The sequence below is a fragment of the Streptomyces sp. NPDC006193 genome, from assembly GCF_040613915.1.
In the GTDB taxonomy this organism is placed as follows: Bacteria; Actinomycetota; Actinomycetes; order Streptomycetales; family Streptomycetaceae; genus Streptomyces.
On record NZ_JBEXTB010000001.1, the window covers coordinates 240,971 to 253,141 of the forward strand.

The following is a 12,171-nucleotide window of genomic DNA, read 5'->3' on the forward strand; positions in this document are numbered from 1 at the left end:
CCGACGCCGGGGTCTCGCGCGGCCGGCGCTACGGGGCGCCCTCCCCGAGCTGCTCCAGCAGGGAGGAGCCCCGGCGCCCGCTCGGGCCGCCACGAGCGGCACGCCCGCCCGCGGCGGCGGAGCCCGGCGGGCCGGCGTCCGGCAGCTCCCGCAGCGGCCATGTGCCGTCCACCACCGCCCCCGCGTCCCCCTTGCCGCGCAGGAAGCTCTGGAAGTCCGCCGCCCACTCCGCGTACCAGCGGACCTGGCGCCGGTGCAGTTCCGCGGGGCCGAGGTACGCGATCTTCGGGTGGCGCTCGGCGATCGCGGAGGCGAGCCGCGCCGCGGCGAGCGCGTCGGCGCAGGCGTCGTGGGCCGCGTCGAGGACGACGCCGTACTCGTCGCAGACCGCTTGCAGGTTGCGCTTGCCGCGGCGGTAGCGGTCGACCCGGCGGTCGATGGTGTACGGGTCGATGACCGGGGCGGGCGGGATGCCGCCCAGCCGGTCGGACAGGGACGGCAGGCCGTACCGGCGCAGCTCCGCGGAGAGCAGGGTGAGGTCGAAGGCGGCGTTGTAGGCGACGACCGGCACGCCCGTCGCCCAGTAGGACGCCAGGACACCCGCGATGGCATCGGCCACTTGGTCGGCCGGGCGGCCCTCGGCCGCCGCGCGTTCGCTGCTGATGCCGTGCACCGCGACCGCGTCGGCCGGTATCTCCACGCCCGGATCGGCCAGCCATTCCCGGCGCCCCAGGGGCTCACCGTCCCTGACCTCGATCACCGCGCCCGTGACGATGCGCGCCTGCCGCGGATCCGTCCCGGTCGTCTCCAGGTCGAAGCCGATCAGCAGCTGCCGGTGCCAGCCCATGGGCGTCCCCCCTCCTCGGTGGTGCTCTCCCCCCGTGGTCTCCACCTTCGCACGCGGCACTGACAGTCCGAGGAAGTGATTCCGCCCGCCGGGTGGACAGTTCAGGACACCGGGCGCGAATCCGCCCAAGCCAGCTCGAACTCCTCGCGGTAGGTCGGGAAGAGCCCGGCTTCGTCCACGTCGTCCGACTTGACCAGCCGGCTGCCGTTGCGCAGCACCAGGACCGGTGACTCCATGCCCCGCGCCCCGCGCAGATAGGACTGCACCACGGCGATCCCGTCGGCCCCGTCGCCGTCCACCAGGTAGGCGGTGAAGCGCGGCGTCTCGTCGTACACCTGGATCTCGAAGGCGCCCGGGTCGCGCAGACGGGAGCGCACCCGGCGCATGTGCAGGATGTTCATCTCCACGGAGCGGCTCAGTTCGCCCCGTTTCATCCCCAGTTCGCGCTCGCGGCGCTTGACCGCGCTGGAGGCCGGGTTGAGGAAGAGCAGCCGCACCCGGCAGCCGGACTCGGCGAGCCGGACCAGGCGGCGCCCGGAGAAGTTCTGCACCAGCAGGTTGAGCCCGATGCCGATGGCGTCCAGCCGGCGGGCGCCGCCGAAGATGTCCTCGGCCGGGAAGCGGCGCAGCAGCCGGACCCGGTCGGAGTGGACGGCGACGACGTCGGCGTAGCGGTCGCCGACCAGGTCCTCGACCGCGTCCACGGGCAGCCGGCGCGCCGAGGGCACGTCACCGCCCGCGCCGAGCATCTCCAGCAGCCGCGCCGAGGCCCGCTCGGCCTGGCTGAGCACCGCCTCGGACAGGGCCCGGTTGCGGGAGACGACGTTGCGGGTCACCTCCAGCTCGTCCAGGGCGAGTTCGAGGTCGCGGCGCTCGTCGAAGTACGGCTCGAAGCAGGGCCAGTGCTGCACCACCAGCTCCCGCAGCTGCGGCAGGGTGAGGAAGCTGAGCACGTTGTCGTCGGCCGGGTCGAGCAAGTAGCCCTTGCGGCGGCTGACCTCGCGGACCGCGACCGCGCGCTGCACCCACTCCTGGCCGGCCGGGCCGGCCGCGGCGACCACCCAGTCGTCGCCGTGGACGGGTTCGTAGACGGGCCGCAGCACGGCGGCCACCACCGCGCGCAGCCGTTGTTCGACGAGGTTCAGCCAGATGTAGGCCCGGCCCGCCCGCTGGGCGCGGGTGCGCACCTCGCGCCAGGCGTCGGCGTCCCAGTCGAGCTCCGGCCCGATGGACCCCGCGTCCATCGGCCGGGCCAGGGACACCGCGCCGGGCGGGACGTCTGCGGAGTTCCCCTCGTGACCTGCGTCACCAGGAGGCAGCTCCAGCCCTCCCGAGCCCACCCGTGCACCGCCTTCCGCTCCCGGGCCTCTTCCGTCTCAACGATCAAGGAAGGGTACTCCGCGAGCGGTCGGCGGTGCAGCCGGATGGACAGGTCGGTTTGCTGATCGTTGTGCTCAACTGCGCCATTCCCAGTGCCCGTTCTGCCATGCCAGGTCCTTGGGAGTGAGCGGATTCATAGCCGTGACGTCCCGCGGGGAGATGGCGAACCCCTGCCAGTGCACGGGCATGGGCTGCTGGTCCTCGTCCCGGGCGATGTGGTGGAAGCCGACGTTCATCCAGACCACCGGGTGGGTGAGGGTCCGGCCGTCGGCCCACTTGTCGACGGACTTCGGGTGCCCGGCGGCGCACCCGGGGTTGTTGCTGGCGAACAGCTCGCACGCGTCGTACTCGGTGACGTACATGTCGTGCCGGGTGAAGGCGCGGCCCGGGTACCGGGTGGTGGGCCCGGGGACCAGCTCGTACGAGCGGGCGTGGCCGTCCTTGTTCCTGCCGGTCGCGCTGACCACCCGCCACCAGCGGTAGGTCTTGTGGTCGCCGGCGAGTTCCCTGGTGACCTTGGTGCGGGTGGTCCTGGCGGTCGGGCCCTCCTGCCGGCCGGTGGGGGCGCTGACGGTCGAGTCGTACTGCTCGACCCTGGTGCGGGACGAGCCGTCCAGGCCGAAGTCGAGCCGCCAGAAGACGTTGTGGCTGTGGCTGGTGGAGTAGTCCCTGGCGCCCTTGCCGATGGGCCAGCCGCGGCCGTCCTGGGCGTTGTAGTCGTCGAAGGAGAGACTGCCGGTCGCGCCGACGTTCATGGCGACCGTGCCGTCGTCCTGGAAGCGCCACTCGGTGATGTACTCGTACCAGCCGACCTGGTTGACCGTGTAGACCAGCAGGTCCTTGCCCTGGACCTGGTGGGTACGGTCCGTCTGCAGGTCGTGCATGCGGTAGGCGTGGCCGCGGGACCGGGTCGTGGTGCACAGGCCCTTGACGTTCGGGTGTTCCGGGTCGCCGTCCGGCACCTTGACGGGCTTGATGGTGCCGCCGGGGCACTCGGCGGGCGTCAGGTCCATCAGGCCCTGGGCGAAGTTCTGGCCCGTCAGGTCGTCGTACTCGTGCTTGCCGTCGTCGTAGGGCACGTGGATCTGGGCGAGCCGGGCGCTGTTGAGGACCTTGACGGGCTTGCTCTCGCCCTTGGGCAGGTAGGCGACGTTCTCCAGGACCAGGCCGGCCCTGCCGTCGTAGCGCCAGCACATCCGCCAGCTCGTGCCGGTGGCCAGCTTCTGTTCGATCAGATGGGCGGCACCGCAGCCGGCGGCCGGTGCGGCGGCGGCCTGCGGGCGGGCCGCGGCCGGGCCCGCGCCGGTGGTGGCGCCGGCGGCGAGCGCGGCCAGGGACAGGCCGACGGCGGCGGTCCGGCGGGCACGGCGGGCGGTGCGTGTCCGGACGCCGCCGGGCAGGTGCTTGTCGGGCATGAAGGGGTGGCTCCTCTTGCCGGAGGTACGGGTGTGGGGCGGCGGGCGAAGGCCGGTCAGCGGCGGTCGAGGGCGGCGACCCGGCGGGCGCTCAGGTCGATCACCAGGTCCCGGGTGTCGATCCACGGCCCGCTGCGGACCTTGGTGAACAGCCGCACGCAGCGGTGCACGCCGCAGTCGTCGAGCACGGCGGGCTGGGCGCCCGGCGCGGCCCGGTAGACGCCTCCGCTGAGCTGCAGCTGGTCCGGGGAGGTGAGCCGCTTGCCGGTGGCGTCCCGGTAGTCGGCCGCGAGGCCCGCGCCCAGCGGGTCGGCGATGAGGATGCGGGCCGCCTCGGCGTTCTCGGCGCGGCTCGGCGGCGGCTGGACCCCCTGCTGGGCGCCGGTGTGCACGACCTTGCCGGTCCGCAGGTCGACGGTGCTGGTGACGAGCGTGTCGGTCCGGTAGTCGTAGAGGGTCACGTCGGCCCGGCGAGGCGCGGCGGGGTCGTCGGTCTCGCCGGCTTCCGGTTCGGCGAGACCGACGGAGAGGCGCTGCGGTCCCCGGGCGCCGGCGACGCCGCGGGCCGTGGCCGACAGCCGGCCGCCGGCGGCGATCGTCTCGGCCCGCCGCATCTCGTCGTCGGTCAGCGGGTCACGGCCCGTGCCGTGCTCCCGCTCGGCGGGCGCCCGCTCCACGACGCCCGGCCGCACGGCGTCCGGTCCCGGCCCGGCCCGGCCCGCGGCACGGACGCCGCCGCCGGTCCCGCCGGAGGCGTCCGCCCCCGCCTGGCCCGGCAGGGTGACCGCGACCATCGCGGCGGTCCCCACCGCCGCCAGCGCCGTACCGGCCAGGGCCTTGCCCAGATGGCGCCGGACTGTCTCGCGCACGTCTTCCCCCTGATCCCCGTGGTGTTCGCGGTCCTCCGGGAGTGCACCGAGTGCACCGCCGCCCCGCTGATTCGCCGCACGGCGGGTATCCGAACCGCCGTGTGCACTGGTCGATCGGGAAGAGGGGCGTACGCCGGAGAAGGTTCCGTCAGTTTTTGGGCAGACTCGGGCGCCGACGCGGCCCCGGGCGGGCGGCACACCTGGGAGAGTCGTATCCATGCAGGTCTGGCCTGGCGAGGCATATCCACTCGGCGCCACCTATGACGGCGCCGGAACCAACTTCGCGGTCTTCACGGAGGCCGCGGACCGAGTAGAGCTGTGTCTGCTGCACGACGACGGCTCGGAGACGGCGGTGGAACTCCGCGAGAGCGACGCGTTCGTACGGCACGCGTACCTGCCCGGCATCATGCCGGGCCAGCGGTACGGGTTCCGGGTGCACGGTCCGTACGACCCCGCGCGCGGACTGCGCTGCAACTCCGCGAAGCTGCTGCTCGACCCGTACGCGAAGGCGGTCAGCGGGTCGATCCGGTGGGGCGAGGAGGTGTACGGCTACCACTTCGGCGCCCCGGACGAGCGCAACGACCTGGACTCGGCGCCGCACACCATGACCTCGGTGGTGGTCAACCCGTACTTCGACTGGGGCGACGACCGGCCGCCCCGCACCGACTACCACCGCACGGTCATCTACGAGGCCCACGTCAAGGGCCTGACCATGCGGCACCCGGGGCTCCCGGAGGAATTGCGGGGCACCTACGCGGCGCTCGCCCACCCCGCGATCATCGAACACCTGACCAAGCTCGGGGTGACGGCGCTCGAACTGATGCCCGTGCACCAGTTCGTCAACGACCACCGGCTGGTCGACATGGGCCTGAACAACTACTGGGGCTACAACACCATCGGCTTCTTCGCCCCGCACAACGCCTACGCCTCCTGGGGCGACCGCGGCCAGCAGGTCCTGGAGTTCAAGTCGGCGGTCCGGGCCCTGCACGAGGCCGGGATCGAGGTCATCCTGGACGTGGTCTACAACCACACCGCCGAGGGCAACCACCTGGGCCCGACGCTCTCCTTCAAGGGCATCGACAACCCGTCGTACTACCGGCTCACGGACGACCCCCGCTACTACATGGACACCACGGGCACCGGGAACTCGCTGCTCATGCGGTCCCCGCACGTGCTCCAGCTGATCATGGACTCGCTCCGCTACTGGGTCACCGAGATGCACGTCGACGGCTTCCGCTTCGACCTCGCGGCCACCCTGGCCCGGCAGTTCCACGAGGTGGACCGGCTGTCGTCGTTCTTCGACCTGGTGCAGCAGGACCCGGTGGTCTCCCAGGTGAAGCTGATCGCCGAGCCGTGGGACGTGGGCGAGGGCGGCTACCAGGTGGGCAACTTCCCGCCGTTGTGGACCGAGTGGAACGGCAAGTACCGCGACACCGTGCGGGACCTGTGGCGGGGCGAGCCGCGGACGCTGGCCGAGTTCGCCTCCCGGCTGACCGGCTCCTCGGACCTCTACCAGGACGACGGCCGCCGTCCGCTGGCCTCGATCAACTTCGTCACCTGCCACGACGGCTTCACCCTGCACGACCTGGTGGCGTACAACGACAAGCACAACGAGGCCAACGGGGAGGACAACCGGGACGGCGAGAGCCACAACCGGTCGTGGAACTGCGGGGCGGAGGGCGACACCGACGACCCCGGGGTGCTGGAGCTGCGCGCCCGGCAGATGCGCAACTTCCTCGCCACCCTGATGCTGTCGCAGGGCGTGCCGATGATCAGTCACGGCGACGAGTTCGCCCGCACCCAGCGGGGCAACAACAACGCCTACTGCCAGGACAACGAACTGTCGTGGGTGCACTGGCCGGAGTCCCTGGAGAGCGACCTGCTCCGGTTCGCCCGCGCGATGGTGGGGCTGCGCCGCGACCACCCCGTCTTCCGCCGGCGCCGCTTCTTCCACGGCCGTCCCGTGGAGGGCACCCACGACGAGCTGTCGGACATCGCCTGGTTCACCCCGGACGGCCGGGGGATGACCCAGCGGGACTGGGACTCGGAGCAGGCGGGCGCGCTGACGGTGTTCCTGAACGGCAACGCGATCTCCGAGCCCGGTCCGCGCGGGGAGCGCATCACCGACGACTCCTTCCTGCTGATGTTCAACGCCTCCCCCGAGCCGCTGGACTTCCTGGTGCCGGTCGACCACGGCCGGCAGTGGCAGGTCGTGGTCGACACGGCCCGTCCCGAGGGGGTGCCGCCGGGCGCGGGTGCGAAGGTCGCGGCCGGCGACCGGCTCACCCTGCCGGACCGCAGCCTGACGGTCCTGCAGCGGCCGGCGGAGTGACACGGCCGGGCGGAGCGCCACGGGGGCGGGCGGACCGGCGGCACGGCCCGACCCCGCGGGCCGGGGCGCGTGCGGGACACCGGGCGCGCCCCGGCCCGCTCCGCCCGGCACAGGCCGCCGCGCCGGCCGCACCCGCCCGCCGCACCCCGCCCGCCGCACCCGGCGACGGCCGCCCGGCCGGCGGTACGGTCCGCCGGCCGGGCGGCCGGAACCGGGCAGGCGCGCGGGGCCGGTGCGGGGGGAGATGACACGAAAGACGGCGAGCTGGGTACGTAAGGTCCCATGACTTCTGCGCGACCCGGACCGGCGGTGCCCACGGCGACCTACCGGCTGCAGCTCCAGCCCGCGTTCCCGTTCGCCGCCGCGGCGGCGGCCGTACCGTACCTGGCGTCACTCGGCGTCTCGCACCTGCACCTGTCCCCGGTCCTCGAGGCCGTCCCCGGCTCCACGCACGGCTACGACGTGGTGGACCACGCCCGCGTGCGCGGGGAACTGGGCGGCGAGGACGGGCTGCGCGCCCTGGCCCGCACCGCGCGGGAGCACGGGCTCGGCCTGGTGGTGGACATCGTGCCGAACCACATGGCGATGGCGCCCCGCCACAACCCCGCCCTGTGGGAGGTGCTGCGCGAAGGACCCCGCTCGCCGTACGCGCGCTGGTTCGACATCGACTGGGAGGCGCAGGGCGGCCGGGTCCTGCTTCCGGTGCTCGGCGGCCCGGTCGGCGCGGAGCTGGAGCACCTGAGGGTCGACGGGGACGTGCTGCGCTACCACGACCACGCCTTCCCGCTCCGCGCCGGCACCGCGCACCTGCCGCTGCCGCAGCTGCTGGACGCCCAGTGGTACCGCCCGGTGTGGTGGCGGCTGGCCCGCACCGAGCTGAACTACCGGCGCTTCTTCAGCATCTCGGAGCTGATCGGGGTGCGGGTCGAGGACCCGGAGGTGTTCGACGCCACCCACGCCAAGATCCTGCAGCTGCTGGCGGAGGGCGTGATCGACGGGCTGCGCGTCGACCACCCCGACGGCCTCGCCGACCCCGACGGCTACCTGGCGCGGCTGCACGCGGCGACCGGCGGGCGCTGGACGGTCGTGGAGAAGATCCTGGCCGACGGCGAGCACCTGCCGGCCTCCTGGCCCGTCGCGGGCACCACGGGCTACGACGCCCTGCGGCACGTCGACGGCCTGTTCACGGACCGCACCGGGGCCTACGAGCTGCTGGGCCGCTACCGGTCCTTCGCGGCCCCGCAGACGGACCGGGGCGGCAACTGGGAGGCCACGGTCCGGCGGGCCGCCTACAAGGTCCTCACGCACGAACTGGCCACCGAGACCGACCGGCTCACCCGGGTGGCCGCCCGGCTGTGCGCCGCCTCGCCCGACCTCTCGCTGCGCGACCGGGCGCCCTGGGCGCTGCGCACGGCCGTGGAGGAGCTGCTGGTCCGGATGCGGGTCTACCGGCCGTACGCCTCCGGTGACGCCTCCGCCGTCGTCACCGAGGAGGCCGCCGAGGAGGCGCGGCTGGCGTTCGTGGTCCCGGAGGAGGCCGAGGCCGTCGGCGTGGTGCGCCGGCTGCTTGTCGAGCCGCCCGGCGACCCGTCGGCGCCGGACCACGCCGACCGGGTGGAGTTCCGCGCCCGGTTCGCGCAGACCGCGTCGGCGCTGCGCGCCAAGTCGGTCGAGGACACGGCCTTCTACCGCTACGTGCCGCTGCTGTCCGCGGCCGAGGTGGGCGGCGACCCGGGCAGTCCGGGCGTGCCGCCGGAGGAGTTCCACGCGTACTGCGCGCGCCTGCAGCGCGACTGGCCGCTCACCGGCACGGTCGTCTCCACGCACGACACCAAGCGCAGCGCGGACGTGCGCGCGGCGCTCGCGGTGCTCACCGAGTGCCCGGACCGCTGGGCGGAGGTGCTCGCCGAGGTGGCGCCGGCCGCGGGGGCCGCGCCGGACGGCCAGCTCGCCTGGGCGGCGTGGCAGACGGTGTTCGGGCTGGGGCCGGCCGAGGAGGAGCGGGTCCAGGAGGCGCTGCTGAAGCATGTGCGCGAGGCGGGCATGTACACCAGCTGGACGGAGCAGGAGCCGCCGTACGAGGAGGCGGTGGCGGCGTTCGTCGCCGCGGGCCCGTGCGGGGCGCCCGGCGAGCGCGTGGCCGCGTTCCGCAAGGCGCTGGAGCCGCACGTCCGGGCCAACGTCCTCGGCGCCGCGCTGGTCCATCTGACGATGCCGGGCGTGCCGGACGTGTACCAGGGCACGGAGGGCGAGTACCGGGCGCTGGTGGACCCGGACAACCGGCGGCCCGTGGCGTTCCCGCCCCCCGTGCCCGGTGAGAAGGACGCGGTGACCGCCGCGGCGCTGCGGCTGCGGGCCCGCCGGCCCGGCGCCTTCGGCGCGGACGCGTCGTACGACCCGCTGGCCGCAACGGGCCCGGCGGCCGACCACTGCCTGGCGTTCGCGCGTTCCGGGGAGGTGGTCACGGCGGTGACCCGGCTGTCGCTGCGGCTGGCGGAGGCGGGCGGCTGGCGGGACACGCGGCTGCCCCTGCCGCCCGGGCGCTGGGCGGACGTGCTCGCTCCGGACCGCGTGTTCACCGGCCACGTGGACACGGCCGACCTCTTCGAGCGCCTCCCGGTGGCGCTGCTGGAACGGGTCCCGGAGAACTGACGGCCTCACCGTCGCCCCGTCGACGGCCGGGCGCGGCGCGTCTCCCGGACGCCGGGGAGCCGCGGCCGCGTCCCTCACCGCGGCGCCCACGGCCCGCGCGTGCCGGACGGCCGCCGCGGACCGCGTCCGGGCGCCCCGCGCACCGTCCGCCGCACGCTTGACACTTCACCCGCCGCGTGCGGGACTGGGAGGGCGAGCCGGGCGGACACGACGGGGGTGAGTCCAGTGCCGGAGCTGCGCTACCCCAGCGTTCCCGAACTGGTCGCCACCGCGCAGGCGCTGGCCGCCCGGGAACCGGGGCTGTGCGCGCTGCGCGAGGTGGGCGTCTCCCGCGCGGGAAGACCCCTGCACCTGCTGTCGGTGGGACACGCCCGCCGGGCGGTGCTGGTGGTGGCCGGCGCCCACGCCAACGAGCCGGCGGGCGGCTCGACGCTGCAGGTGCTGGCGGAGCGGGTGCTGGCCGAGCGGGAGTTGCGGGCGGGCACCTCGTGGCACTTCCTGCTGTGCGCGGACCCGGACGGGGCGAGCCTGCACGTGACGCCCGCGCCGCGCAGCCTGCTCGACTACCACCTCGGCTTCTACCGGCCGACGGGCGCGGAGCAGCCGGAGTGGTCGCCGTCGGTGCTGCCGCCGGACCGGCTCCCGCCGGAGACGCGCACGCTGACCGGGGTGATCGACGAACTGCGCCCGTACCTCCAGGTGTCGCTGCACGGCACCGACCTCGGCGGCAGCTGGGTGCAGCTGACGAAGGACGTGCCGGGCCTCGCCGGGCCGTTCGCCGAGTCGGCGGCGAGGCTGCGCATACCGGTGGAGACGGGGGCCTCGGACGCGGCGGGCTGGCCCGCCGCGGGTCCGGGGGTGCATGTGATGCCCGGGCCGGAGACGGGCGCGCCCTACCCGAGCATGCCGGACGACGCCCGGCACAGCACGTGGTACCACGCGCACCGGTACGGCGGTCTGACGGCCGTCGTGGAGGTGCCGATGTGGGCCGGCGACCTGGTGGACGACCCGGCCCCGCACCCGGCGCCCGCGGCGGCCCTGCGGCGCCTGGCCGCGCGGCTGCTGCGGGACGCGCAGGAGGTCGAGCGGATCCTCGCCGAGGCGCTGCCCCGGCTGGACGGCGGGGACGGGCCGCTGCTGCGGGCGGCGCTGTGGGCGCTGGAGCTGATCCCGGGTCTGGCCGAGGACTGGGTCCGCACCCCGCCGGCCGGCACGACGATCGCGTACGTCGGCAGTGTGGACGCCTTCGGGCGGCGGCTGCCGCTGCGGGCCGCGGCGATGCTGCTGCGGGTGCTCCGTGCGGCGGACGACCGGGCGGCGCCGCGGCTGGAGCGGCTCGTCGCCGACTGGTGCGACGCCTTCGCGAAGCGTTTCCGGGCCCGCTGGGTGCCGGTGGAGCACCAGGCGGAGCACCAGTCCCGGACGGTGCTGGCGGCGGCGCGGCAGGCCCGGGAGCGGGCGGCGTGAGCCGGTGCCGGCCCCCGCCCGCCCGCTCCCGGGCCGCCGGTCAGTCGTCCAGGGCGAAGACGGAACCCGTCCGCGCCTTCATGACGCACGGGCTGGCGTAGGTCTCCTGGAAGTCGACCGTGCGCTTGTTCCACTGGCCGCGCGCGTGCACGGTCACGGGCGAGTAGATCATCGGGCAGACGACGTCCTTGGGGGGGATCCGGCCGACGTCGCCGTCGGTGGCGGACAGGTCGGCGCACGCCTCGGCCGCGCGCGCGTGTCCGCGCGGCGGGTCGCACATCAGCAGGGCGGCATGGGTGTCGTTGGACCGGGCGTCACCCTTGGTGACCGTCAGGTAGAGCCAGTTGCCCGGGACGTCGCGGGAGACCGCGTGGGCCGGGCCGGCGGCGAGGAGGCCGGCGGCGGCCAGCAGGACACCGGCCGCGGTGGTCGCTCTGGTGAAGTAGGTCATGCCCGTTGCATCGGCATGTCCGCGCGCCTTCCACAGTCCGGCTCACCCGATCGGGAGGCACGCACGCGTGAGCGGGGCGCCCGTTCGAACGGTACCGGCCAGGGGGTCAGCTGGCGGCGAGCCGGAACGCCGCCCGGCCGAAGGCGACCTGGTCGCCCTCGCGGACGACGACCGCCCCGGTCACCCGGCGGCCGTTGACGGTGGTGCCGTTGGTGGAGCCCAGGTCCCTGAGGACCCACAGCCCGCCCTGGCGCCGCAGTTCGGCGTGCAGGCGGGAGACGGTCTCGTGGTTGAGGCGCAGCCCGTTCGCGGGGTCGCGGCCGATGCGCAGCGGGTGGGTGTGCGTCGGGTGCGGCAGCAGCAGCTTGGGCAGCCGCTCGGCCTGCCAGGCGCGGCGCAGCCGCACCGTGAACCCGGAGACGGCGCCGACGGTGCCGAGGACCGCGCGGGCGAAACGGTTCTCCCGGGGCAGGTCGGCGATGAGGACGGCGAGTTCGTCCGACCGGCGGGCCGCGAGCGCCAGTTCCATGCGGCGCACGAACGTGTCGTGCGAGAGGCGGCCCATGGCGGCGCCGTCGCGCAGTACCTGCAGCGCCTTGTCGCGCTCGGCGTCGGACAGCCGCGCCGGGTAGGTGGAGAACTCGGAGGACGACGTCACGCAGGTGATTGTCGGTCAGCGGCCGGCGCGTGTCCAGGAGTCGCGGACTCGGCGCCGGTGGCGGGGACTTCCACGACACCTGCCGGGAAAGCGTGGATTC

At 74.5% G+C, this 12,171-nt stretch carries 9 protein-coding genes; 3 read left to right on the top strand and 6 right to left on the bottom strand.

All coding sequences use genetic code 11. From position 1 onward, the window contains the following. Positions 1-28: 28 nt before the first annotated feature. From ABZ261_RS01020 to ABZ261_RS01035, 4 genes are all read right to left on the bottom strand, one after another. Entirely contained in the window at positions 29-847 is an 819-nt protein-coding gene (locus ABZ261_RS01020) for a 3'-5' exonuclease (RefSeq protein ID WP_356854445.1), read from the bottom strand. A gap of 101 nt (positions 848-948) precedes the next feature. Further along, positions 949-2,187: an SAV2148 family HEPN domain-containing protein gene (locus ABZ261_RS01025; RefSeq protein ID WP_356854446.1), complete on the bottom strand. Its 1,239-nt coding sequence runs from the start codon at positions 2,185-2,187 to the stop codon at positions 949-951. A 114-nt stretch (positions 2,188-2,301) separates the two neighbouring features. Further along, positions 2,302-3,642, bottom strand: a complete 1,341-nt coding sequence (locus ABZ261_RS01030; protein WP_356854447.1) for a copper amine oxidase — start codon at positions 3,640-3,642, stop codon at positions 2,302-2,304. Between the two features lie 56 nt (positions 3,643-3,698). Then, positions 3,699-4,511, bottom strand: a complete 813-nt coding sequence (locus tag ABZ261_RS01035; RefSeq protein ID WP_356854448.1) for a Tat pathway signal sequence domain protein — start codon at positions 4,509-4,511, stop codon at positions 3,699-3,701. 217 nt (positions 4,512-4,728) lie between these two features. Here ABZ261_RS01035 and glgX point away from each other — a divergent pair, with 217 nt between their 5' ends. From glgX to ABZ261_RS01050, 3 genes are all read left to right on the top strand, one after another. Next, positions 4,729-6,843: a glycogen debranching protein GlgX gene (gene glgX / locus ABZ261_RS01040; protein ID WP_356854449.1), complete on the top strand. Its 2,115-nt coding sequence runs from the start codon at positions 4,729-4,731 to the stop codon at positions 6,841-6,843. 282 nt (positions 6,844-7,125) lie between these two features. After that, entirely contained in the window at positions 7,126-9,495 is a 2,370-nt protein-coding gene (gene treY / locus ABZ261_RS01045; RefSeq protein WP_356854450.1) for a malto-oligosyltrehalose synthase, read from the top strand. A gap of 216 nt (positions 9,496-9,711) precedes the next feature. After that, positions 9,712-10,962, top strand: coding sequence for a M14 family zinc carboxypeptidase (locus ABZ261_RS01050; protein WP_356854451.1), 1,251 nt, complete (start codon positions 9,712-9,714; stop codon positions 10,960-10,962). Positions 10,963-11,002: 40 nt separating this feature from the next. Here ABZ261_RS01050 and ABZ261_RS01055 read toward each other — a convergent pair whose 3' ends face one another. Continuing rightward, on the bottom strand, positions 11,003-11,413 hold the full coding sequence (locus ABZ261_RS01055; RefSeq protein WP_356854452.1) for an SSI family serine proteinase inhibitor: 411 nt from the start codon (positions 11,411-11,413) through the stop codon (positions 11,003-11,005). A 106-nt stretch (positions 11,414-11,519) separates the two neighbouring features. After that, entirely contained in the window at positions 11,520-12,071 is a 552-nt protein-coding gene (locus ABZ261_RS01060) for a DUF1707 and FHA domain-containing protein (protein WP_356854453.1), read from the bottom strand. Positions 12,072-12,171: the final 100 nt, after the last annotated feature.

Bases quoted from the DNA above. Each gene is read 5' to 3' on its own strand.
- ABZ261_RS01020 (WP_356854445.1), bottom strand. From the start codon at position 847: ATGGGCTGGCACCGGCAGCTGCTGATCGGCTTCGACCTGGAGACGACC.
- ABZ261_RS01030 (WP_356854447.1), bottom strand. From the start codon at position 3,642: ATGCCCGACAAGCACCTGCCCGGCGGCGTCCGGACACGCACCGCCCGC.
- glgX (WP_356854449.1), top strand. From the start codon at position 4,729: ATGCAGGTCTGGCCTGGCGAGGCATATCCACTCGGCGCCACCTATGAC.
- treY (WP_356854450.1), top strand. From the start codon at position 7,126: ATGACTTCTGCGCGACCCGGACCGGCGGTGCCCACGGCGACCTACCGG.
- ABZ261_RS01055 (WP_356854452.1), bottom strand. From the start codon at position 11,413: ATGACCTACTTCACCAGAGCGACCACCGCGGCCGGTGTCCTGCTGGCC.